The organism is Roseovarius confluentis (assembly GCF_002917925.1).
In the GTDB taxonomy this organism is placed as follows: Bacteria; Pseudomonadota; Alphaproteobacteria; order Rhodobacterales; family Rhodobacteraceae; genus Roseovarius; species Roseovarius confluentis.
On record NZ_PPFE01000004.1, the window covers coordinates 350592 to 370738 of the forward strand.

The 20147-nt window shown below is 65.3% G+C and carries 28 protein-coding genes; 16 read left to right on the forward strand and 12 right to left on the reverse strand.

Going from position 1 to position 20147, the window contains the following annotated elements:
• Nucleotides 1-128: 128 nt before the first annotated feature.
• On the forward strand, nucleotides 129-629 hold the full coding sequence (locus tag C2I35_RS12170) for an Lrp/AsnC family transcriptional regulator (protein ID WP_103763307.1): 501 nt from the start codon (nucleotides 129-131) through the stop codon (nucleotides 627-629).
• Nucleotides 630-636: 7 nt separating this feature from the next.
• On the opposite strand, the gene C2I35_RS12175 is transcribed toward C2I35_RS12170, so the two are convergent.
• The 3 genes from C2I35_RS12175 to C2I35_RS12185 all read right to left on the reverse strand — a co-directional run bounded on the left by C2I35_RS12175 (nucleotide 637) and on the right by C2I35_RS12185 (nucleotide 2399).
• Complete coding sequence (locus C2I35_RS12175) at nucleotides 637-933, reverse strand: hypothetical protein (protein ID WP_103763308.1); 297 nt, start codon at nucleotides 931-933, stop codon at nucleotides 637-639.
• Between the two features lie 74 nt (nucleotides 934-1007).
• The gene (locus C2I35_RS12180) at nucleotides 1008-1451 is read right to left on the reverse strand and encodes a YybH family protein (protein WP_103763309.1); all 444 of its coding nucleotides are present in this window, start codon (nucleotides 1449-1451) and stop codon (nucleotides 1008-1010) included.
• A 102-nt stretch (nucleotides 1452-1553) separates the two neighbouring features.
• Complete coding sequence (locus C2I35_RS12185; protein WP_103763310.1) at nucleotides 1554-2399, reverse strand: helix-turn-helix domain-containing protein; 846 nt, start codon at nucleotides 2397-2399, stop codon at nucleotides 1554-1556.
• Between the two features lie 130 nt (nucleotides 2400-2529).
• Here C2I35_RS12185 and C2I35_RS12190 point away from each other — a divergent pair, with 130 nt between their 5' ends.
• Nucleotides 2530-2730, forward strand: a complete 201-nt coding sequence (locus tag C2I35_RS12190; RefSeq protein WP_103763311.1) for a DUF2061 domain-containing protein — start codon at nucleotides 2530-2532, stop codon at nucleotides 2728-2730.
• Nucleotides 2731-2740: 10 nt separating this feature from the next.
• Here the strand turns inward: C2I35_RS12190 and C2I35_RS12195 are convergent, their stop codons facing one another.
• The 5 genes from C2I35_RS12195 to lgt all read right to left on the reverse strand — a co-directional run bounded on the left by C2I35_RS12195 (nucleotide 2741) and on the right by lgt (nucleotide 6982).
• On the reverse strand, nucleotides 2741-3523 hold the full coding sequence (locus C2I35_RS12195; RefSeq protein WP_103763312.1) for a Hint domain-containing protein: 783 nt from the start codon (nucleotides 3521-3523) through the stop codon (nucleotides 2741-2743).
• Nucleotides 3524-3818: 295 nt separating this feature from the next.
• Nucleotides 3819-3947 carry a hypothetical protein gene (locus C2I35_RS22630; protein ID WP_281255062.1) on the reverse strand — a complete coding sequence of 43 codons (129 nt, stop codon included), beginning with the start codon at nucleotides 3945-3947 and terminating at the stop codon, nucleotides 3819-3821.
• Between the two features lie 310 nt (nucleotides 3948-4257).
• The gene (gene pgeF / locus C2I35_RS12200) at nucleotides 4258-5013 is read right to left on the reverse strand and encodes a peptidoglycan editing factor PgeF (RefSeq protein WP_103763313.1); all 756 of its coding nucleotides are present in this window, start codon (nucleotides 5011-5013) and stop codon (nucleotides 4258-4260) included.
• Complete coding sequence (locus C2I35_RS12205) at nucleotides 5010-6077, reverse strand: class I SAM-dependent methyltransferase (protein ID WP_103763314.1); 1068 nt, start codon at nucleotides 6075-6077, stop codon at nucleotides 5010-5012. Before C2I35_RS12205 ends, pgeF begins: the two co-directional genes overlap by 4 nt.
• A complete protein-coding gene (gene lgt / locus C2I35_RS12210) occupies nucleotides 6074-6982 on the reverse strand; it encodes a prolipoprotein diacylglyceryl transferase (RefSeq protein WP_103763315.1) in 909 nt (302 codons plus the stop codon). Before lgt ends, C2I35_RS12205 begins: the two co-directional genes overlap by 4 nt.
• Nucleotides 6983-7079: 97 nt before the next feature.
• On the opposite strand from lgt, the gene C2I35_RS12215 reads away from it, so the two are divergent.
• The 7 genes from C2I35_RS12215 to C2I35_RS12245 all read left to right on the forward strand — a co-directional run bounded on the left by C2I35_RS12215 (nucleotide 7080) and on the right by C2I35_RS12245 (nucleotide 11454).
• A complete protein-coding gene (locus C2I35_RS12215; protein ID WP_103763316.1) occupies nucleotides 7080-7325 on the forward strand; it encodes an accessory factor UbiK family protein in 246 nt (81 codons plus the stop codon).
• Between the two features lie 145 nt (nucleotides 7326-7470).
• Nucleotides 7471-7806: a hypothetical protein gene (locus C2I35_RS12220; protein WP_103763317.1), complete on the forward strand. Its 336-nt coding sequence runs from the start codon at nucleotides 7471-7473 to the stop codon at nucleotides 7804-7806.
• Between the two features lie 15 nt (nucleotides 7807-7821).
• Nucleotides 7822-8337: a hypothetical protein gene (locus C2I35_RS12225; protein ID WP_146050025.1), complete on the forward strand. Its 516-nt coding sequence runs from the start codon at nucleotides 7822-7824 to the stop codon at nucleotides 8335-8337.
• Between the two features lie 362 nt (nucleotides 8338-8699).
• Nucleotides 8700-9200, forward strand: coding sequence for a type III secretion system chaperone family protein (locus tag C2I35_RS12230; protein ID WP_103763319.1), 501 nt, complete (start codon nucleotides 8700-8702; stop codon nucleotides 9198-9200).
• Nucleotides 9201-9354: 154 nt separating this feature from the next.
• The gene (gene proC, locus C2I35_RS12235; RefSeq protein ID WP_103763452.1) at nucleotides 9355-10170 is read left to right on the forward strand and encodes a pyrroline-5-carboxylate reductase; all 816 of its coding nucleotides are present in this window, start codon (nucleotides 9355-9357) and stop codon (nucleotides 10168-10170) included.
• Entirely contained in the window at nucleotides 10163-10504 is a 342-nt protein-coding gene (locus C2I35_RS12240) for a tRNA-binding protein (RefSeq protein ID WP_103763320.1), read from the forward strand. The genes proC and C2I35_RS12240 overlap by 8 nt, the downstream gene beginning before the upstream one ends.
• A complete protein-coding gene (locus C2I35_RS12245) occupies nucleotides 10501-11454 on the forward strand; it encodes a 2-hydroxyacid dehydrogenase (protein ID WP_103763321.1) in 954 nt (317 codons plus the stop codon). Before C2I35_RS12240 ends, C2I35_RS12245 begins: the two co-directional genes overlap by 4 nt.
• A gap of 79 nt (nucleotides 11455-11533) precedes the next feature.
• Here the strand turns inward: C2I35_RS12245 and C2I35_RS12250 are convergent, their stop codons facing one another.
• Nucleotides 11534-12142, reverse strand: a complete 609-nt coding sequence (locus tag C2I35_RS12250; protein WP_245890478.1) for an exopolysaccharide biosynthesis protein — start codon at nucleotides 12140-12142, stop codon at nucleotides 11534-11536.
• A gap of 156 nt (nucleotides 12143-12298) precedes the next feature.
• Between C2I35_RS12250 and C2I35_RS12255 the strand changes: the two genes are divergently transcribed.
• Nucleotides 12299-13420 carry a beta-ketoacyl-ACP synthase III gene (locus C2I35_RS12255; RefSeq protein ID WP_103763322.1) on the forward strand — a complete coding sequence of 374 codons (1122 nt, stop codon included), beginning with the start codon at nucleotides 12299-12301 and terminating at the stop codon, nucleotides 13418-13420.
• Here C2I35_RS12255 and C2I35_RS12260 read toward each other — a convergent pair.
• The 3 genes from C2I35_RS12260 to C2I35_RS12265 all read right to left on the reverse strand — a co-directional run bounded on the left by C2I35_RS12260 (nucleotide 13417) and on the right by C2I35_RS12265 (nucleotide 14512).
• Nucleotides 13417-13671 (reverse strand): hypothetical protein, encoded by a 255-nt coding sequence (locus C2I35_RS12260; protein ID WP_103763323.1) that lies wholly within the window; start codon nucleotides 13669-13671, stop codon nucleotides 13417-13419. The two genes, C2I35_RS12255 and C2I35_RS12260, sit on opposite strands and share 4 nt — an antisense overlap.
• A gap of 75 nt (nucleotides 13672-13746) precedes the next feature.
• The gene (locus C2I35_RS22160) at nucleotides 13747-13914 is read right to left on the reverse strand and encodes a hypothetical protein (RefSeq protein ID WP_170067196.1); all 168 of its coding nucleotides are present in this window, start codon (nucleotides 13912-13914) and stop codon (nucleotides 13747-13749) included.
• Nucleotides 13907-14512 carry a thymidine kinase gene (locus tag C2I35_RS12265; RefSeq protein WP_103763324.1) on the reverse strand — a complete coding sequence of 202 codons (606 nt, stop codon included), beginning with the start codon at nucleotides 14510-14512 and terminating at the stop codon, nucleotides 13907-13909. Before C2I35_RS12265 ends, C2I35_RS22160 begins: the two co-directional genes overlap by 8 nt.
• Nucleotides 14513-14647: 135 nt before the next feature.
• Here C2I35_RS12265 and C2I35_RS12270 point away from each other — a divergent pair, with 135 nt between their 5' ends.
• The 6 genes from C2I35_RS12270 to C2I35_RS12290 all read left to right on the forward strand — a co-directional run bounded on the left by C2I35_RS12270 (nucleotide 14648) and on the right by C2I35_RS12290 (nucleotide 20143).
• The gene (locus C2I35_RS12270) at nucleotides 14648-15106 is read left to right on the forward strand and encodes a hypothetical protein (protein WP_103763325.1); all 459 of its coding nucleotides are present in this window, start codon (nucleotides 14648-14650) and stop codon (nucleotides 15104-15106) included.
• A gap of 30 nt (nucleotides 15107-15136) precedes the next feature.
• The gene (locus C2I35_RS22635; RefSeq protein ID WP_281255063.1) at nucleotides 15137-15265 is read left to right on the forward strand and encodes a hypothetical protein; all 129 of its coding nucleotides are present in this window, start codon (nucleotides 15137-15139) and stop codon (nucleotides 15263-15265) included.
• A gap of 48 nt (nucleotides 15266-15313) precedes the next feature.
• Nucleotides 15314-15679: a RidA family protein gene (locus C2I35_RS12275; RefSeq protein WP_103763326.1), complete on the forward strand. Its 366-nt coding sequence runs from the start codon at nucleotides 15314-15316 to the stop codon at nucleotides 15677-15679.
• Between the two features lie 208 nt (nucleotides 15680-15887).
• Nucleotides 15888-17234, forward strand: coding sequence for a 3-phosphoshikimate 1-carboxyvinyltransferase (gene aroA, locus C2I35_RS12280; RefSeq protein WP_103763327.1), 1347 nt, complete (start codon nucleotides 15888-15890; stop codon nucleotides 17232-17234).
• 163 nt (nucleotides 17235-17397) lie between these two features.
• Complete coding sequence (locus C2I35_RS12285) at nucleotides 17398-19440, forward strand: ASKHA domain-containing protein (RefSeq protein WP_103763328.1); 2043 nt, start codon at nucleotides 17398-17400, stop codon at nucleotides 19438-19440.
• A gap of 82 nt (nucleotides 19441-19522) precedes the next feature.
• Nucleotides 19523-20143 carry a hypothetical protein gene (locus C2I35_RS12290; RefSeq protein WP_103763329.1) on the forward strand — a complete coding sequence of 207 codons (621 nt, stop codon included), beginning with the start codon at nucleotides 19523-19525 and terminating at the stop codon, nucleotides 20141-20143.
• The last annotated feature ends 4 nt before the right edge of the window (nucleotides 20144-20147 follow it).

Here is a 20147-nt window from a genome sequence, read left to right on the forward strand (position 1 = left end):
CCGCAAGGCCGGTATGCGGGAATCGGGACGACATTTTCTGTCTCGAAAGGATATTGCGCTATTGCGAAACAATATTGCGTGTGGCGGTGGCGGTGCTATAACAATCGCGAAACTCACGGGAGGATGAGATGCCTGCGACCCGCCTTGACGACATCGACCGCATGATCCTGGCCGAATTGCAGGCGGATGGACGCATGACCAACGTCGAACTGGCCCGCCGGGTGGGCATTTCGGCGCCGCCCTGCCTGCGCCGGGTGCGCACGCTGGAGGAGCAGGGGTACATCAAGGGCTACCACGCCGACGTGGACGCGCGCGAGTTGGGATTCGAGGTGCAGGTCTTTGCCAGTGTCGGGCTGGTGAGCCAGGCGGAGGCAGACCTGAGCGCGTTCGAGTCGCGGTGCCGGGAGTGGCCGCTGGTGCGCGAGTGTCACATGCTGAACGGTGAGGTGGATTTCATCCTGAAATGCGTGGCGCCCGACTTGAGCACGTTCCAGAGCTTCCTGACCGGTGAATTGACCGCAGCCGAGAACGTCGCGTCGGTGAAGACCTCGCTGGTCATTCGCTGTGCCAAGGACGAGCCGGGCGTGCCCTTCGAGATCCTGGAAGAGCGGCTGAGCCGGTCGGCCTGAGCGGCGCTCAGAAGCCGCAGTAGTCGGAGCCGTAATAGCGATAGCGGAACGGGTTGCGGTCGAGCACCTCGATATCCTCGCGGTTCGACACTGCGATGACGGCATTGTTGGCGCCCATCAGGCCATAGCCGGCATCCTGATAGATTTGCAGCAGCTGCGCCTCGGTCAGGACGCAGGCGTTCACCTCGAAAATGTAGCGGACGAAATCGTCGGGATCGTTTTCGCGCGGCGGGGGGCGGTCGTTTGCGGCGGCGGTCTGGGCCAGGACAAAGATGGCAAGGCAGGTCAGGTGAAAATGGCGCATTTGGAAATCCGTTTTGGCTCAATGAGCGGAGTTTGCGCCGTTTGCCGAGTCGCTGCAAGCGGGCAGGCCCGCGCCTATTCGATCTTGAGTACGTGGTACATGTCGCGCGTCAGCAGGAGCTGACCGTCGATCACCTCCCACAGGTGCATGTAGCGGCCGACGATGCGCTGTTCGCCCACCATGACGACGGTTTCGCCGATTTCGACCGCGCTGGTGTCGAAGGCGCGGATGTCGAAGGTCTTGAACTGCAGGTCGCGCGCGCCGGCGGCGAAGGCTTGGGCGTAGTGCTGGGTGATGGCTTCGCGCCCGAGGATCGAGGCTTCGCCGGGTGGCAGGAGGGCCGCGTCGGGGGCGTAGAAGCCGGCGAGGCTTTCGGCGTCCTGCGCGTTGTAGGTGGCGACGAAGGCTGTCATGCGGGCGATGACGGGATTGTCCTGGGCCTTGGCCGGGAGGGTCACAATCAGGGCAGCGGCGAGGGCGAGGCAGGTGGTGAGGCTGATCGCGAACAGGCGGGGCATGGGCAAAGACTTTCTTCTGGAAATGGAACGGGCGGTCAGGGCGTGCCGTCACGATAGCGATGTTGCGCGCATCGGCGCAACGGGGGCGCGTCCGACGCGGGGTCAGAGGTGTTTCGTCAGTCCGGCGATCCAGCCCGGGGCGTCGCGGGCATCGACCACGGCCTCGCGGATCAGCCAGTCCATGTGGCCCGACAGCAGCTTCAATCGCGACGGTTCGCGGAAGGCGAGGTAGAAGCGGCCCACGTAGATCACGCCCATGAGCGGGCCGAAGAGGGTAACGGGCGCCGAAAACAGGTTGTGCGCGTCGAAGAGGTTGAGGCGCAGGGACGGAAAGAACGTTTCGGCTTGTTCAACGAGATGCAGGATCTGTTCGCGACGCGCGTCGCGGTCGAGTCCCTGCCAGTAGCCGGTGCCGCGGGCGAAGGCCTCGAGCTCGTGCCGGGGCATGGCGATTTCGTACTCGGTCGCCTCGCGCCGAAGCCAGTCGAGATTGTCCTGCATGGCGCGCACGGCCTGGCCCGGCGTCTTGCCGAGAAAGGCGGCATATTCCCAGCGCATCACCGCCTCGGTCTTGAGCATGTCGGGCAGGGTGGCCGGGACGTGGCGGATCTTGTACCCGCTGGCCTCTCGGTGCCAGTCGAGCAGCTGGGCGTCGGCGGATGTGCGGTCGGCCTCGGTCATGCTGAGGGCGGCCTCGATCACGTCACCGGGGCGTTCGGGGCGATCGGTGAGTCCGAGCAGCCAGTCGGAACTGACCCCGAGCGCCTCGGCGCAGCCGGCGGCGAGATGAGCGTTGGGCATGCGGGCGGCTTCGGTATCGAGCAATTGCGACACGGTGGAGCGGCTGACGCCGGTCTGGCGCGCCAGCGCGCTGAGATTGGTGCCGGTCATCGTCATGGCGCCGGTAAGCCGGTCGCGGAAGATCGTGGCGCGGGTCTGTTTGTTCATATAGGTGCTTCTTGTCCAGTTTTATGGACGCCTGCCAGGTTTGTTAAGCAAAGGCAGAATACAGCACAAGGCGCTGCGATGCTAGTTGAAGGGCAGACGAGAAACGTGACGCGGCAAGGGAGCTTGGGATATGGACACGAAAAAACGCACGCTGGCCAAGGCGACAACCTGGCAGGCGCTGGGCCTGTTGGTGATGACGTTGATCGGGTTTTTCATGACAGGATCGGTGGCCGAGGGCGGCGCCTATGCAATGATCACGGCGACGATCGGTTTCGTCACTTTCTTTCTGCACGAACGGGTCTGGGCCGGAATCGGCTGGGGCCGGTCCTGAGCGGACCAGGTCAGACGGGCAGCCCCTGAAGCGGCAGGCGCGGGTGGCTGGTGCTGCCGAAATCCGACGGTTTCTTCACATGCGGAAAGAGCGACAGGAAGAGCGCCAGCATGTTGGGGCCCATGGCGCGCTCGAACCCGGGGCCGGGATGGAAGCTTTCGACCTCGATGCCCGAGGCGCGCAGGATGGCATGGCGACGCAGGCAGAGGTGATAGACCGTCACGGGCCGGGGCGGCACAAGTTCGATCACGTTCATGCCGTCGACGAGGTCGCTGGCCGGTGTCAGCACGCGTTCGCGGCCGAAGCTGTCGCGCAGGCCGGGCGGGCGGGCGAGGATGCGGGCGCCGGGGCCGGCGGTGAGGTTTGCCTCGGGCCGGCCCAGCCCGAAGGAGTCGGGCATGATCCGGGTCAGGCGGCAGGCGGTCTGGTCGACGCCGAGCGCGGCGGGAACAAGGGTCATCGACCCGATCCAGAGCACGCGGGAAGGACCGTGATCGGCGGTGGACACGCTCATGCCCGGTTCGAGATCCTGCACGGCGACTTGTCCGGAGGGCGTCTGCAGCAGCGTGCCATGGGAAAAGGCGGAGAACGCGCTGTCGAAGATCGGAGCGGCCGGCGCGATCTGTTCGGTCCAACAGGGCGATCCGTCCGGGCGCAGGTAGGCCATCTGGAACTTGCGCATCTGGCGCGGCGACCTGGCGGCGGGAGGGACGTGCGCCGGGCCGGTGCGACCGGGGGTGCCATCTGTGTTGCGCGCCACCGAGAGAGGGGCGGCGATTGTCGGGGTGCCCATGGTGCGATCCTTTTTAGGATCATCACAACCGCGTCGGCCCCCACCGACAACGACAGAGGGATGGTCCGTCATGTGCGTTATGGGCTCAATAAAGGCGGAAACAGCGAATTGTAGTCAAATTTGGGCGGGTATTGTCAGACGTGACCGAACAATTTCCCGAAACCCGGCGATATTGTCTGCAGGGGCGGGACCGACCCGCCACAATTCAATCCAGGGAGTGGTTCGAATCAACAATGGCCACCCCTTGGAAAGAGGCGGCCATCGGCGGTGTCCGGGGATCGGGGCGTGGTGTGGATCAGGCGATCCGAAGCGCAGACGGCTTGGGGGCCACGCGGTTGGCGTAGCGCACCCGGCGCGAGAACGGCAGGTCCGGGGTGTCCTGCTGGCTTGTTTCGATCAGGGATTTCATCCAGCGCTTCTTCATGGTCTTTCCTCTCAACTTTTTCTGCCTCGCCGCCTTTTGGGGCGTGTTGTTCTGATGCCCTCATATTCCCCCCGGTTTGGGGCCATGGTTGGGCGTCGCGACAAAAATTTTTAAAATTTTTGGGGTGGCGCGGGCTGGAATGTGGTCGACCCGTCCCAATCGTGCAGGTTCAGTGAAACAAGGCTATTCGCGAGGCCTGCGTCATCAATCCGGGGTGTATCGGGTCGATTGTTTCCAGAATTGAGGCAATCTTGTGGGCGCACTTGCCCAGATCGCGACAGAATTGGGCCGGCTCGGGTATGACCAAAGCCTAAAGGCGGATGGCGGAGATCAGGCGGCCGTAGTCGGCCTCGCCCTTGTGCGTGGCGCGGCGAAAGGAAAAGAAGCGGTCGGCGTCGCTGTAGGTGCAGTGCCGTGTCCAGCTGGCGTCACCCACGCCTGCGGAACGCAGGCGGTGCAGGCCGAAGCCGGGCAGGTCGAACTGGTACTTGCCGGGCTTGCCATTGGTGAAAAAGCGGGTGTTGTCGGGGTTGTCGTCGGCGAAGCGTTCGAAGAATTCGGTGCCCACCTCGTAGGCGGGCTGGCTGATCGAGGGGCCGATGACGGCGGTGGTCCTGGCGCGGTCGGCACCGAGGGTTTCCATCGCGTCGAGGGTGGATTCAAGGATTCCGTCGAAGGCCCCGCGCCAGCCGGCATGGGCCGCGCCGATCACCCCGGCCTTGCGGTCGGCAAAGAGCACCGGCTGGCAATCGGCGGTAAGGATCGCCAGCGCAAGGCCCGGCGTGGCGGTGACGATGGCGTCGGCCTTTGGCCGGGTGTCGGAGGGGCCGGTGGCGAGATGCACATCGGTGGAATGGGTCTGGTTGGCGGTGACGAGGTGATCCTCGGGCACGCCCATCGCATGGGCGACGCGGGCCCGGTTGATCGTCACGATCTCGGACTGGTCTGACGAGCCTTGGCCGCAGTTCAGCCCGTGGAACACGCCGGAAGATGCCCCACCCTTGCGGGTGAAGAAGCCGTGGGTGACAGGTGCGAGGCTGTCGTCGGTGAGGATTTCCAGCGTCATGGGTCCAGTCCGGGTGGGGGTGCGGCACCCTCGGGATAGAGCGCCATCACCTTGAAGAGCGTCCCCATTTCATCCCGCCCGGTCAAGCGGTGAAACGCGGCATGATGTGCCTGGAGCATAGGGCCGCTCATTTGCGCGGCAAGGGCCTCGGCCCGTTGGGTGATGCCGAGGCGCGAGAGAAAGAGCGCCTGTGGCGCGAGGCGCGTGGTCTTGCAGGTGCCGCGGGCGGCGTCGGCCAGCGCCTCGAAATCGACGTGGGCCGAGAGGTCGGCCATGCCCGGCGCGGCGAGGATGTCGGCGCGGTCGTGGCCTTGCACGGCTTGCAACGTGTCGCCGAGCGAGCGCCAGTCGCCGTAGTCGATGACGAGCGCCGCGCCGCCATGCGCCCCGATGCGGCGGGCCAGCGCGTCGATGACCGAGGCGGCCGCGGGGCAGGTCTCGACGATGTCGCCCTGGGATGTGTCTTCGAGCCTGTGGGCGAGGGCCGGTTCGATGCGTTTCGGGCTGAGGCCGAGGGAAAGGGTGCCCTCGGCCAGCCCGACGACACGCTCGCACCAGCCGTCGCCCTGCCGCTGGAACTGGCGGACGGGCAGCGCGTCGAAGAATTCGTTGGCGATCGAGAGCGTGGGAAGGGCGGGCAGGGTGTCGGCGCTGTCATGCCAGGTTGGGGCATGGGCGGAAAGGGTTTCGGACTGGTGGGCGCGCAGGGCGGGGGACGTTTCCACCAGGTGCAATTGCAGGGCGTCGTGAAAGCCCGGGACGCCGCGCGTGGCGCGCAGGGCGTCGGCCATCAGGGTGCCACGGCCGGGGCCGAGTTCGACCAGGGCGACGGGGTTGGGTGCCCCCTGATCGAGCCATGTCTGGGCGAGGCAGAGGCCGACGAGTTCGCCGAACATCTGGCTGATCTCGGGGGCGGTGATGAAGTCGCCCTGTTCACCGAACGGATCGCGGGTGGCGTAGTATCCATGTTCGGGGTGCATCAGGCAGGCGGCCATGAACGCGTCGAGGCGCATGGGGCCGCTTGCCGTGATTTCGGCTTGGAGGATGTCCGCGAGCGCGGTCATCCGGTGGCGGTGGAACGGGCGTGCTTGCGGTAGGCCAGAACCAGCGTGATGAGTCCCATCGCGATCATCGGGATGCAAAGGATCTGGCCCATCGTCAGGCCGTAGCCGTTCACGTGCCACGCCAGGCCCAGCGGATTGCCGGGGCTGACGAACTGCGCGTCGGGCTGGCGGACGAATTCGACGATGAAGCGCCCGATGCCGTAGCCGGCAAAGAAGATGCCGGTGGCGGCACCCACGCGCTTCAGCAGGCCGCGGCGGAACACGAGGTAGAGCAGGATCGCGCCGAGGATCAGCCCTTCGAGCGCGGCCTCGTAGAGCTGCGAGGGGTGGCGGGCGCAGATGCCGACGGCCACACCGGCGCAGTCCTGCGCGGCCGCACCGGGGAAGATCACGCCCCAGGGCAGGTCGGTGGGGCGGCCCCACAGCTCGGCGTTGATGAAGTTGGCGATACGGCCCAGCAGCAGGCCGACGGGGGTGACCGCACAGAGGATATCGGCCACGGTCAGCCAGCGGATGCCCTGCAGCTTGGAATAGGTGATGCAGGCGATGATGACGCCCAGAAGCCCGCCGTGGAACGACATGCCGCCCTGCCAGATCAGCAGGATCTCGGCCGGGTTCTGCAGGTAATACATCGGCTGGTAAAAGAGCACGAAGCCCAGCCGCCCGCCCAGGATGACGCCGAAGATGACCCACGTGGCCAGATCCTCGACCTGTTTCACGGTCATGGGCGCCACGTTGTCCTTCCACAGGTGGGGGCGGTTCACGGCCATCACGACCAGCCGCCAGCCGAACAGGATGCCCGCGATGTAGGACAGGGCGTACCAGCGCAGGGCGATCTCGAACCCGAAGACGGTGAACGAGAAAAGCTCGGACGAGATGTCGGGGAAGGGGATCGCTGCTTTCATGGGCGCCGTTCTGCTGTTGGGTCGCGGCGAAGTCAACCTTGCCCCGACGCGGTTTGGTGCCCATATAGAGGTCAAGTGTAACGGAAGGTAGAGCGATATGCAGACGCGCAACAAGGTTCTGGACGATATCAGCCAGCTGATGACGAACGCCATGGGCGTGGCGCAGGGCGCCAAGCAGGAGGCCGAGACGGCGATGTCGTCGATGGTGGACCGCTGGCTGGCCGACCGCGATTTCGTCACCCGCGAGGAGTTCGACGCGGTGCGCGCCATGGCGCAGAAGGCCCGCGAGGAGAACGAGGCGCTCAAGGCGCGGCTGGACGCGCTGGAGAAAGGCGCGAAGTAAGGCCTCTTTGAAAGGCTGGAACATGTGGCGCGGTTCGGCAACGAGCCGCGCTTTTTCGTGTGGGTGGGACAACTTCGCCGGGCGGTGGGGAAAGCGGATTCAAGGTTCCGGATATGGCTTGGGAGCATAAGGTGTCTGCGCGGAGATGCTGACGGCGCATGCGCTGGCGATGGAGGTCGATGGCGGGTTCCTGAACCGGCAGTTCAAGGCGTGGACCGCAAAGGTCGGCGCCGAGATTGACGCCTATTGCAAGGAGATGGGGCTGGACGCGGAGACGCGGGCAGAGGTGGGTTTTCACCCACCCTACGCGGTTCCGGAAAGCTTGATTGCCGGTAAGTTTCCGCGCCTCGGCTGGCAGGATTTCGGCACGATGCTGCTGACGGGCCGCGGTTCGGCGTCTTCGGGAAATCGATATGGAACACGTGGCGCGGTGGCTGCATTTCCCCTCAGATCCACGCGGGCCGACCGTCCGCAAAACTGAAAAGGAGGATCCGAGATGAAAACGACCCTTACTTCCACGCTGGCCATTCTGGCCTTGGCAACCGCACCTGTCATGACCTTCGCCGCGAGCGACGAGGCGAACAAGGTCGAGACGGAAAACGAAGCAAGCGTGACGGAACAAGCTGGCGATACGGTCTATGCGATCGGTGAGAGCGCGACCGACACGGCACAGGCCGGGGTCGATGCCGTTGGTGGCGTGGCCGAAGACGCCTATGACGCCGCAAGCGACGTTTCGGCGGAACTCGACGCAGCCCTGACCGGCGACGCGAAGGTTTATACCACCGATGGTGAGCTGATCGGCACGTATAACGATGCGGACTCGCAAGGCAGCATCGCAGTCGTCGACCTAGACGGCGAGATGGAAGGCGCAGATGACCGGGCCGTCGAACGGGCTGGCATTCCGCTGAACGCCCTGATGGTCGGTAACGACGGCGGCGTGACCGTCAACATGACCAAGGCCGAGTTCGAGACCGCGCTGAAGGCGCAGGCGAGCACGACCTCGGGCGGCTAAGACCTGCGATATAGAGAGGAATTCACGGAAATGGCTGCCTTCTGGCAGCCATTTTCATTTTGACGAGCCCGCTTTTGATCGCGGTAGACCGCGGGCGCAAGCGCAAGGGCCATCGGTATAAGAGGTCCCGGATCAAGTCCGGGACGGCGGCGGGGTGAAGCAGGCTCATACGCACCCATCGCTTGATGAAATTTTCATGTCATCCACAACTTATTGCGGTTATCCCCAAGAAATAGCTTTACAGGTCGCAAATCCCCCCTCACCATATCTTGTAGGAAAAGCGGGAATGAACCCCTTTCCTAGAGCAGGCAGCTAGCGTTTGGGGCGCTGCCAGCCCCCGCTACAACACACGAGGTGGCGCCATGGCACTTTCCGAGCAATACTTTTCAGAAGACCTTCATCCCATCGACATCGTCGAACACCTGGCCGAGCATCACGACTGGGATTTCGACCGGATCGGCGACGACCAGATCGCCATGGCGGTGGAAGGACAGTGGCGGACCTATTCGATCACGCTGGCCTGGTCGGCCTATGACGAGACGCTGCGCATGGTCTGTACCTTCGAGATGGAGCCGCCGGAGCACAAGCTGCCGGCGCTTTACCACGTGCTGAACGACGTGAATGACCAGTGCTGGGCAGGCGCCTTTACCTTCTGGGCCGAGCAGCAGTTGATGGTCTACCGCTACGGGTTGGTGATGACGGGCGCGCAGGCAATCAGCCCCGAGCAGATCGACACGCTGATCGGCGCGGCGGTGATGAGCGCCGAGCGGTTCTACCCGGCGCTGCAACTGGTGGTTTGGGGCGACCGAAGCCCGAAAGAGGCGCTGCAGATTGCCATCGGCGAGGCGTATGGTCGGGCCTGACGGTGCACAATTTTAAGGCGAACGGGGCGTGCCGGGTGGCGCGCCCTTTTTCTTTTGCGCGAGGTGCGGCCGAGGTTGGCGCTGGCGTATTGCAGGGACGCAATGTGCGGACTATCAACCCGGGTAAAGACAAGGAATGAAGGGACGCACCGGGATGGATATGCAGCACGTGGCCGACAAGGGCCTGGTCCTGTTGGGCTGTGGCAAGATGGGGTCGGCGATGCTGGCCGGGTGGCTGGAGCGCGACTTGCCGCCCGGGTCCGTCTGGGTGATCGACCCCAAGCCGTCGGACTGGCTGAAGGGGACGGGCGTGCACCTGAACGCGGAGTTGCCCGAGCATCCGGCCATCGTGCTGATCGCCGTCAAGCCGCAGATGATGGGCGAGGCGCTGCCCACCATCGCGGCGATGGGCGGGGGCGGGACGCTGTTCGTGTCGGTCGCGGCGGGCACGCCGATCGAGGCGTTCGAGGCGGCGTTCGGCAGTGACAGCCCGATCATCCGCGCCATGCCCAACACCCCCGCCGCCGTGGGCCGGGGCATCACCGCTATCGTCGGCAATGACGAGGTGAGCGGCGTCCAGATGGACCTGGCCGAGGCGTTGCTGAAAGCCGTGGGGCAGGTGGTGCGGCTGGAGGGCGAGCACCAGATGGACGCGGTCACGGGCGTGTCGGGATCTGGCCCGGCTTACGTGTTTCACATGATCGAATGCATGGCCAGGGCGGGCGAGGCCGAGGGCCTGGCTCCGGAATTGGCGATGCAGTTGGCGCAGGCAACGGTGGCGGGCGCGGGCGCGCTGGCCGAGTCGGCGGACGAGACGCCGGCGCAGTTGCGCGAGAACGTCACCAGCCCCAACGGCACGACGCAGGCGGGGCTGGAAGTGCTGATGGACGAAGACACCGGCCTGCCGCCGCTGATGGCCGCGACGGTGAAGGCTGCCGCTGACCGTTCGAAGGAGTTGCGCCGTGGCTGACGAGATCACGTTCGACGACTTCCTGAAGGTGGACATCCGGGTGGGCAAGATCACCCGTGCGGAGCCGTTTCCCGAGGCGAAGAAGCCCGCGATCAAGCTGTGGGTCGATTTCGGAGAGGAGCTGGGCGAGAAGAAAAGCTCGGCGCAGATCACCAAGCACTACGACCCCGAGGGCCTGGTGGGTAAGCAGGTGATGGCGGTGGTGAACTTTCCGCCGCGCCAGATCGGGCCGGTGATGTCCGAGGTGCTGGTCCTGGGCGTGAGCGATGAAGAGGGCGGGATCGTTCTGCTGTCGCCGGATCTGGATGTGCCTGTCGGAGGGCGGATGCATTGAAACGGGTTTATTTCACGCGGCCCCTGCCCGAAAGCGTGGCAGACATGGCACGCGAGCATTTCGACGTGGAGATGCGCGAGGAAAACACGCCCCTGAAGATCGGGCAGATGCGCGCGGCGCTGAATCTGTATGATGGCGTGCTGATGATGTTCGGTGACACGTTCTCGTCCGAGGTGTTCCGCGAGGCGCAGAACCCGCGTTGCAAGGTGCTGGCGAATTATGGCGTGGGGATCAACCATATCGACCTGGCCGCGGCGCGGTCGGCGGGGGTGCATGTGACCAACGTGCCGGGGGCCGTCACCGATGCCACGGCGGATATCGGCATGACGCTGATCATGATGAGCGCGCGGCGCGCCGGAGAAGGCGAGCGGATGGTGCGGGCGGGCAAATGGCCCGGCTGGAACCCGACGCAACTGCTGGGCACGCATGTCACCGGCAAGACCGTGGGGATCATCGGGATGGGCCGGATCGGCGGGGCGATTGCGCAGCGCTGTCACCACGGGTTCGGGATGGACGTGATCTATACCGCGCGCAGCGACAAGGATCCGGGATTTCCATGCGAGCGCGTGGAGTTGCAAGACCTGTTGGCCCGCGCGGATTTCGCGGTGGTGTCGGTGCCGGTCAGCCCGGAGACGCGTCACCTGATCGATGCGGAGGCGATTGCATTGATGCCGAGGCACGCGCATCTGATCAACATCGCGCGGGGCGACATCGTGGACGAGGCCGCGCTGATCAACGCCTTGCAGGAAGGGCGGATCAGGGGCGCGGGGCTGGACGTGTTCGAGAATGAGCCGGAGGTGCCGGAGACGCTGAAGGCGCTGGAGAACGTGGTGCTGCTGCCGCATATGGGCACCTCGACATTGGAAGTGCGCGAGAAGATGGGGCGCGTGGCGGTGGAGAACCTGCGCGCGGCACTGGCCGGGGAGACACCGCCGAACCTGGTGAATTGACGGGGCATGGCGGTGGGGTGAAACCCCACCCTACGGGCGCCAAGAGTGGAGGCGAAGGGCGGTGGGGTGAAACCCCACCCTACATGGCCTGAAGCGCGAAGATCGGCAGGCTGGCGCCGAGGCACATGATGGCGACCCCGAGGCAGGCCAGCACCCCGTCGCGCACGATGATCGCCGTGGCAAAGAAGATCGTTGCCATGCCGAGGACCGAGGACGAGAACGGTACGATCTCGAGGAAGACCATCAGAACGCCACAGAGCACGCAGAGCGCCTGGTAGAGCTTGCGGAAGGGCCTGGTCATCAGGGGCCTGAGGCGCGGGCGGGTGATCGCGTCGATCCTTTCGCCTATCCGGTGCAGGCGCCGGAGCGCGGCCAGCATCTTGCCGTTGCCAATGCTTCGGTTCATCACGAAGGCGGGCAGCCAGAGGTGATCGCGGCCCACCAGCATTTGCGCGGCGATGGAAGCGATGAGGAGGCCGCAGGCGCTGGAGAACAGGGGAATTCCGCTGAGCGGCGAGGCCACCAGCAGGGCGGGTACGCACATCGCGGTGGTGAAAGAGCTCTTGCCGAACGCCTCGATCATGCAGCGCAGCGTCACCTGATCCCTGTCGGTGGTGTCCTCCAGCCGGTCGATAATGGCGGTGATGGGTTTTGATGAAGTCTCGGGATGCGCCATGTCGTCTTTCACGGATTGATCTTGGGCCTTGATGACGCGCCGCGCGTCAGGTTGTAGAACGCCGCCACGTTGAGAGCGGTTCCCCGCGACGCAGGGTTTGCCGCCGCGTTTCACTTGACCTCGGGGCAGGGTTCTGGCGTGGTGGCCGCCACGTCGAGGGAGAGAGACATGTTCAAGCCTGCGATCACCGGCACGGGTGTTTTCACCCCGCAAGAGACCATCACCAACGACGAGCTGGTCATGGCCTTCAACGCCTATGCCAAGCGGTTCAACAAGGAGAACGCGGACGCCATCGCGGCGGGAGAGGTGGCGGCGAAAGAACCGTCTTCGACCGAGTTCATCGTCAATGCCTCGGGGATAGAGCAGCGCTACGTCATGGACAAGTCAGGCGTTCTGGACCCCGAGATCATGCATCCAAGGCTGCGGGCACGGTCCAATGACGAGCCGGGGATCATGGCGGAGATGGCGCTGGATGCCTGCGGCAAGGCACTGGCGCAGGCGGGGCGGGACGCGGGTGAGGTCGACCTGATCATCTGTGCGGCCAGCAACCATGAGCGGCCCTATCCGGCGGTGGCGATCGAAATCCAGCAGTTGCTGGGCGCGAACGGGTTCGCCTTTGACATGAACGTGGCGTGCTCCTCGGCCACGTTCGGTATCCAGGCGGCGGCCGACATGGTGCGTGCGGGCAGCGTGCGCTGTGCGATGGTGGTGAGCCCCGAGATCTGTTCAGGCCACCTGGAGTGGCGCGACCGGGATTGTCATTTCATTTTCGGGGACGTGTGCACGGCGCTGGTGATCGAGCGGGCGGAGGATGCCAAGGGTGCGCATTTCCTGGTGCATTCGACGCGCTGTGCCACGCAGTTTTCCAACAACATTCGCAACAACAACGGCTTTCTGCGGCGCACGCGGGACCCGGAACTGCAAGACCGGCGCGACATGCAGTTCGTGCAGGAGGGCCGGAAAGTGTTCAAGGAAGTGCTGCCGCTGGTCAGTTCGCATATCGCGCAGCACATGGCGGATGAGGGTGTAAACGCGGATCAGCTAAAGCGTTTGTGGCTGCATCAGGCCAACAAGACGATGAATGATTTCATCGGGCGCAAGGTGATGGGGCGGGTGCCCGAGGCGGCCGAGCAGCCGAATATCCTGCAGGATTATGCCAACACGTCGTCGGCAGGGTCGATCATTGCCTTCTCGAAATATTCCGACGACTTGCAGCCGGGCGATACCGGGCTGATCTGTTCGTTCGGGGCAGGCTACTCCGTCGGCTCGGTACTGGTGGAGCGCGCCTAGACTTCGGGCGCGTTAGGCCGCGGGATCGCGGGCTGCTCGTCGGGATCGGCCTCGGGCGTCCACTCGGGATCCTGCCGCTTGATCCGCTGCGAGATCATGTAGCTGGTGGGCCAGGCCAGCAGGAAGCCTGCGACGGCGCCGGTCACGATGGTCCAAACGGTATAATAGCCCAGAGAAAACCCGGCGATCACGATGGCGCCGGTGATGAAGCTGCCGCTGAGAAGCGTGAGGTAGAGGGATAGGCGGTCCATGTCGGTCTCCTTTCCATTACGCAAGGGAAACGCAGGAGCGGAGGGCCGGGTTCCTTGAGCGAACCGCTGTGCGCGTCACTCGGCGCAGGTGGAGCCGGGGCCGGAGGCGTAGGACCAGTCGACGGCGCAGCCGGCCATGTCGACGGAAAAGTCGACGGTGTTGATGGCATAGAGGGCGACCGCGACAATCGCGGCCACGCACAGAAAGAGGCCGAGAACGGTGTATTTCAGCGCCTTAGGCAAAGGGGCTTTCCGTGGGCACGGCATCGCCCGTGACCTCTCGCCAGTGGCGGCGGCAGAGGCTTTCGTAGGTCTCGTTCCCGCCGACCTGGATCTGGGCGCCGTCGGTCACCACGTTTCCCTGCGCGTCGCGGCGGATGACCATGGTGGCCTTCTTGCCGCAATGGCAGATGGTGCGCACCTCGCGCATCTCGTCGGCCAGCGCCAGCAGGGTGGCGGAACCGGGGAAGAGGTGGCCCTGGAAATCGACGCGCAGGCCGTAGCACATGACCGGCACGCCCAGGTCGTCGACCACCCGGGCCAGTTGCCAGACCTGCGCCTCGGTCAGGAACTGCGCCTCGTCGACGAAGATGCAGGCCAGCGGACCTGTGGCCAGAACCGCTTCGAGGCGGGCAAACAGATCATCGTCGGCGGTGAAGGTGTCCGCTTCGGCCCCGATGCCGATACGCGAGCCGATGCGCGCGGGTCCGGCGCGATCATCGAGTGCGGCGGTCAGCAGGTGGGTGTTCATGCCACGTTCGCGGTAGTTGTGGCTGGCCTGCAACAGCAGGGTCGACTTGCCGGCGTTCATCGTGGAGTAGTGGAAGTAGAGCTTGGCCATGGGCGGAGTTATCCGCATGACAGGCGTGGGATCAAGCCTGCCGCCGGGCAAGCGACGCCCGGAGTCGTAAGGTTTTCCACCATTGCGGCACCGGGGGGCAACCCGGATAACGGCGCGACCAAGGAAATGCGTGCGATGTCGAAAGCTGGATCATACCTCAAGAAACACACCGAGGCGCTGGTCAAGGATGTGGGCGTTGAGCCTGCGTGCGAGCTGACCGGCAAGTCCAAGGCGACGCTGGGGCGGTATTATTCGGACCACGAAGAACATGCCGACCGGTTCATGCCGGTCGACGCGGTGGCGGCTCTGGAGGCGGCGGCGTCCTATCCGCACGTGACGGCCGCGCTGGCGGAGCTGAACGGCACGCAGTTGAATTTCGACGACCGGCGACAGAATGACGGCGGATCGGGCGGGGTGAACTCGGACGTGATCGCTTTGTCGCAACGGTTCGCCATGCTGATGACAGAGTATCACCAGTCGATCCAGGACGGGGTGATCACGGTGAACGAGGCCAAGCGCCTGCTGAAGGAAACCACAGCGTTGCAGCAGGTTCTGATCGATATGAAGCTGCACCTGGAAGACGGTAATATCTGAGCCGGTCTGTCAACCGGCGCGGGCGGCGGCGTGACCACGGAAGGTTTCGGCGGCGGTGACGCGCTTTGGATCCTCGTCAAGTCGAAGCCGAAACCAACGGCCGCCCCGCGCAGCGAACCGGTGTGGATGTCGGAGGACATCGCGTATCTGGTGCTGTAGGGCGGGCCGCGTTATGACAGGGTAAACACGTCGGAAGGGAGCCCCGTCATGACCGATATCACCCGCCGTCACACCGCCGCCCGCATGAGCCAGATCGTGATCCACGGCGACACGATCTATCTGGCCGGGCAGGTGGGCAACCGCGGCGACAGCGTGGCCGACCAGACCCGCACCTGCCTTGAAAAGGTCGAGGCGCTTCTGGGCGAGGCCGGGTCGGATGCGACGCGGATCCTGCAATGCACGATTTGGCTGGCCGACATGGCCGATTTCGCCGAGATGAACGATGTGTGGGATGCTTGGGTGCCCGAAGGCCACGCCCCCGCCCGGGCCTGTGGCGAGGCCAAGCTGGCTCATCCCGAGCTGAAGGTGGAACTGCTGGTGACGGCGGCGGTGCGCAAGCGCGACGGCAAGTGACCTGAAGGAGTGGCTGCGCCACACAGGTTTGATTGATTGGGGCCAGCCCGAACGCAGAACCCAATGGGGGCCAACCCCCAAACACAGGTTTAATTGGGGGCCAGCCCCCAACCCCCCCCCGGGATATTCACGGCCAGAGGAAAGGCGTGATGGACGCTGACCGGGGGCTGCGCTATCAGCGGGACAAGTGTTGAAAGAAGGATGTCCGATGTCTGGTCATGGCGCGCCCGTTCCGATGCAATCCAGCCTGTCCTCAGGCCTGAAAGGCGAGGCGCATGTGCCCGGCGACAAGTCGATCTCGCATCGCAGCCTGATCCTTGGGGCGCTCAGCGTGGGCGAGACCGTGGTGACCGGCCTGCTGGAGGGTGAGGACGTGCTGGACACGGCCAAGGCCATGCGGGCGATGGGCGCGGATGTGGAGCGAGACGCGGACGGCGTCTGGCACGTGCACGGGGTGGGGGTCGGCGGCTTTGCCGAACCGGGCCACGTGATCGACTGTGGCAATTCGGGGACCGGCGTGCGGCTGATCATGGGGGCGATGGCGACCTCGCCCATCACCGCGACGTTCACCGGGGATGCCAGTCTGAACGGCCGGCCCATGGCACGGGTGACCGACCCGCTGGCGCTGTTCGGTGCGCGCGCCGTCGGACGCGAGGGCGGGCGGCTGCCGATGACGATTGTGGGCGCGCGGGAGCCGGTGCCGGTGCGCTACGCGGTGCCGGTGCCGTCGGCGCAGGTGAAATCGGCCGTGCTGCTGGCGGGGTTGAACGCGCCGGGGCAGACCGTGGTGATCGAGGCGGAGGCGACGCGTGATCATACCGAGCGGATGCTGGCCGGGTTCGGGGCCGAGATCTCGACCGAGGTCACCGAGGAGGGCCGCGTCATCACACTGTCCGGGCAGCCCGAGTTGACGCCTCAGACCATTGTCGTGCCGCGCGACCCGTCGAGCGCGGCTTTCCCGGTTTGTGCGGCGTTTATCACCGAAGGGTCGGACGTGCTGGTGCCCAATATCGGGCTGAACCCGACGCGGGCGGGGCTGTTCACCACGCTGCGCGAGATGGGCGCGGACCTGACCTATGAGAATGAGCGCGAGGAAGGCGGCGAGCCGGTGGCGGACCTGCGGGCGCGCTTTTCGCCTGGCATGCAGGGCATCGAGGTGCCGCCCGAGCGCGCGGCGAGCATGATCGACGAATACCCGGTGTTGTCGGTCGTTGCGGCCTGCGCGACGGGGCGGACGGTGATGCGCGGGGTCAAGGAACTGCGCGTCAAGGAAAGCGACCGGATCGACGCGATGGCCGCGGGGCTGCGCGCCTGTGGCGTGACGGTCGAGGAGGGCGAGGACTGGTGGATCGTCGAAGGCATGGGCGCGGGTGGCGTGCCGGGCGGTGCGACCTGTGCCAGCCACCTGGATCACCGGATCGCCATGTCTTTCCTGGTGCTGGGGCTGGCGTCCAAAGCGCCCGTAAGCGTTGATGATGGCGGGCCGATCGCCACGTCCTTTCCGGTATTCGAGACGCTGATGACCGCGCTGGGGGCAAAGATCAGGCGCGTCTGAGCCAGAAGCCGGAGATTATTCGTACGAATAATCTTTGGCGGCGAAAATTCGTATGAATTTTCGGGGTCGCGGGCGTGCCAGATTCTGCCGGTCGCAGGCTTTCGGCGGCGCGGGAAAGCGGTATGGTGCCGCTGGGACGTGCTTTGGCCAAAGGCGATGCAAGATGAACGAGACCGATCCACTGGTGGTATTCACGCCCTCGGGCAAGCGCGGGCGGTTCCCGAAAGGCACGCCGGTGCTGACCGCGGCCCGGCAGTTGGGTGTCGACCTCGACTCGGTCTGTGGCGGGCGGGGGATATGCTCCAAGTGCCAGATCACGCCCGGCTATGGCGAGTTTTCCAAGCACGGCGTGACCGTGCATCAGGGCGCGCTGTCGGAGTGGAACGCGGTCGAGGAGCGCTATGATCAGAAGCGTGGGCTGAAGGCGGGGCGGCGGCTGGGCTGCCAGGCGCAGGTGATGGGCGACATCGTGATCGACGTGCCGCCGGAAAGCCAGGTGCACAAGCAGGTGGTGCGCAAGGCGGCCTCGGCCCGCGTGATCCAGATGGACCCGGCGACTCGGCTGTATTTCGTCGAGGTGGACGAGCCGGACATGCACGAGCCGACGGGCGACCTGGAGCGGCTGGAGCGGGCGCTGCGCGAACAGTGGGAGATCCCCGAGATCACCGCCGACCTGACGCTGCTGTCGAAGTTGCAGCCGGTGCTGCGCAAGGGCAAGTTCCAGGTGACCGTGGCGCTGCACCAGTCGCATCTGGACAGCGTGCCGCGGGTGATCGAGATCTGGCCGGGTCTGCACGAAAGCGGACTCTACGGGCTGGCGATCGACCTTGGATCGACCACGGTGGCGGCGCATCTGACCGATCTGGAAAGCGGCGAGGTGAAGGCCAGTTCCGGCATCATGAACCCGCAGATCCGGTTCGGCGAGGACCTGATGAGCCGGGTGAGCTATGCGATGATGAACCCCGGCGGCGACCAGGAGATGACCCGCGCGGTGCGTGAGGCGATCAACACGCTGGCCGAGGAAATCGCCAAGGAAGCCGAGATCGATCCGAGCCTGATCGTGGAGACGGTGTTTGTCTGCAACCCGGTGATGCATCACCTTCTGCTGGGGATCGACCCGGTGGAGTTGGGGCAGGCGCCGTTTGCGCTGGCCACGTCGGACAGCATGGCGCTGGAGGCACGGGAACTGGAGTTGAGCGCGATCAACACGCGGGCGCGGGTCTACGTACTGCCCTGCATTGCGGGGCACGTGGGCGCGGATTGTGCCGCCGTGGCGCTGAGCGAGGAGCCGGGGAAATCCGAGGATCTGGCGCTGATCGTGGATGTGGGCACCAATGCCGAGATCCTTTTGGGCGACAAGAGCCGGGTTCTGGCCTGTTCCTCGCCCACCGGCCCGGCCTTTGAAGGGGCGCAGATTTCCAGCGGGCAGCGGGCGGCGCCCGGCGCGATCGAGGCAATCCGGATCGACCCGGAGACAAAAGAGCCGCGGTTCCGCGTGATCGGCTCGGAGAAGTGGTCGGACGAAGACGGCTTTGCCGAGGAAGTGGGCGCTGGCGGGATCACCGGCATCTGCGGGTCGGGCATCATCGAGGCGGTGGCCGAGCTGCGCATGGCGGGGCTGATGGATGAAAGCGGGCTGATCGGATCGGCCGAGGCGACCGGAACCGCGCGGATGGTGGCCGAGGGGCGGACGCATTCGTATCTCATCCATGACGCCACGGCCGAGGGTGGCCCGCGCATCACCGTGACGCAGGGTGACATCAGGGCGATCCAGCTGGCCAAGTCGGCGCTCTATGCCGGGGCGCGGTTGCTTATGGACGAGCGTGGCGTGGACAAGGTGGACCGCGTGGTGCTGGCCGGGGCCTTTGGTGCGCATATCAGCGCCAAGCACGCGATGGTGCTGGGGATGATCCCCGATGTGCCGCTGGACAAGGTGACCAGTGCGGGCAACGCGGCAGGCACGGGCGCACGGATCGCGCTGTGCAACGTGGGCGCGCGGCGCGAGATCGAGCGGGTCGTGCGCGAGATCACCAAGGTCGAGACCGCCATCGAACCCAAGTTCCAGGAGCATTTCGTGGCCGCGAACGCCATTCCGCACAAGACCGACCCGTTCCCGGAACTGGCCAAGGTCGCGCCTTTGCCGAACCCGTCGTTCAATACCGGCGGCGGGGAAGAGGGCGGACGGCGCCGGCGGCGGCGCGGCTGAGCCGACGGCAGACAAGGGATTGCGCGGCGGCGGGTGATTGCGCAGAGTAGGGCCATGGCCCCCGCGCGTCCGCTGCGGCGGCGTGTTTCTCATTTTCCTGCCCGACGTGGCGCAACTGATTGATCTGGCCGATATGACACCGAAATCCCTTTTGCTGCCCCTTTTCCTTGCAACCGCAGCGACGGCCCTGCCCGCGATGGCATGCCCGGGCGCCGAGGCGCTAGAAACCGGCGTGGTGTTCGAGACCCGCGACGGGATGACCGAGACGCACCGGCGCTTTGCCCCGGAACAAATCCTGATCCAGACCGAGTTTCCCGACGGCTCGGGGTCGGTCCTGGAGACGCGGCACGGGCTTTACCTGGCCAGTTCGACACCGATCGAGGACGGGGTCGTGAGGGTCGGACAGAAGGATGTCTTCGCCAGTTACGCCGATCTGGAGGAGTGGGACGAACCCCGTCCCGACGCGGAATGGCGCAACGACAGCAGCGGCGGGGGAACAGCGACATCGGGGCCGATGACGACGATCGAGCTGGGAGCTTGCGCCTATCCGGCCTTCGAGATCGACCTGACCTTCAACGACGACCCGACCTATACCGAGCGCTATCATTACCTGCCGGAAATGGGGGTCGGCCTGTTGGTGGCCAGCACGTTGGACGGGGACGTGGAAACCTATACCTACACAGGGGTGCGGGCGGCCGAATGAGGCG

Coding starts and splice junctions, on each gene's coding strand:
- C2I35_RS12230 (WP_103763319.1), top strand. CDS start 8,700: ATGGCACTTTCCGAGCAATACTTTTCAGAAGACCTTCATCCCATCGAC.
- pgeF (WP_103763313.1), bottom strand. CDS start 5,013: ATGACGCTGGAAATCCTCACCGACGACAGCCTCGCACCTGTCACCCAC.
- C2I35_RS12265 (WP_103763324.1), bottom strand. CDS start 14,512: ATGGCCAAGCTCTACTTCCACTACTCCACGATGAACGCCGGCAAGTCG.
- C2I35_RS12255 (WP_103763322.1), top strand. CDS start 12,299: ATGTTCAAGCCTGCGATCACCGGCACGGGTGTTTTCACCCCGCAAGAG.
- lgt (WP_103763315.1), bottom strand. CDS start 6,982: ATGAAAGCAGCGATCCCCTTCCCCGACATCTCGTCCGAGCTTTTCTCG.
- proC (WP_103763452.1), top strand. CDS start 9,355: ATGGATATGCAGCACGTGGCCGACAAGGGCCTGGTCCTGTTGGGCTGT.
- C2I35_RS12260 (WP_103763323.1), bottom strand. CDS start 13,671: ATGGACCGCCTATCCCTCTACCTCACGCTTCTCAGCGGCAGCTTCATC.
- aroA (WP_103763327.1), top strand. CDS start 15,888: ATGTCTGGTCATGGCGCGCCCGTTCCGATGCAATCCAGCCTGTCCTCA.
- C2I35_RS12285 (WP_103763328.1), top strand. CDS start 17,398: ATGAACGAGACCGATCCACTGGTGGTATTCACGCCCTCGGGCAAGCGC.
- C2I35_RS12215 (WP_103763316.1), top strand. CDS start 7,080: ATGCAGACGCGCAACAAGGTTCTGGACGATATCAGCCAGCTGATGACG.
- C2I35_RS12275 (WP_103763326.1), top strand. CDS start 15,314: ATGACCGATATCACCCGCCGTCACACCGCCGCCCGCATGAGCCAGATC.
- C2I35_RS12270 (WP_103763325.1), top strand. CDS start 14,648: ATGTCGAAAGCTGGATCATACCTCAAGAAACACACCGAGGCGCTGGTC.
- C2I35_RS12180 (WP_103763309.1), bottom strand. CDS start 1,451: ATGCCCCGCCTGTTCGCGATCAGCCTCACCACCTGCCTCGCCCTCGCC.
- C2I35_RS12205 (WP_103763314.1), bottom strand. CDS start 6,077: ATGACCGCGCTCGCGGACATCCTCCAAGCCGAAATCACGGCAAGCGGC.
- C2I35_RS12190 (WP_103763311.1), top strand. CDS start 2,530: ATGGACACGAAAAAACGCACGCTGGCCAAGGCGACAACCTGGCAGGCG.
- C2I35_RS22630 (WP_281255062.1), bottom strand. CDS start 3,947: ATGAAGAAGCGCTGGATGAAATCCCTGATCGAAACAAGCCAGCAGGAC.
- C2I35_RS12220 (WP_103763317.1), top strand. CDS start 7,471: ATGCTGACGGCGCATGCGCTGGCGATGGAGGTCGATGGCGGGTTCCTG.
- C2I35_RS12170 (WP_103763307.1), top strand. CDS start 129: ATGCCTGCGACCCGCCTTGACGACATCGACCGCATGATCCTGGCCGAA.
- C2I35_RS12185 (WP_103763310.1), bottom strand. CDS start 2,399: ATGAACAAACAGACCCGCGCCACGATCTTCCGCGACCGGCTTACCGGC.
- C2I35_RS12225 (WP_146050025.1), top strand. CDS start 7,822: ATGAAAACGACCCTTACTTCCACGCTGGCCATTCTGGCCTTGGCAACC.
- C2I35_RS12195 (WP_103763312.1), bottom strand. CDS start 3,523: ATGGGCACCCCGACAATCGCCGCCCCTCTCTCGGTGGCGCGCAACACA.
- C2I35_RS12175 (WP_103763308.1), bottom strand. CDS start 933: ATGCGCCATTTTCACCTGACCTGCCTTGCCATCTTTGTCCTGGCCCAG.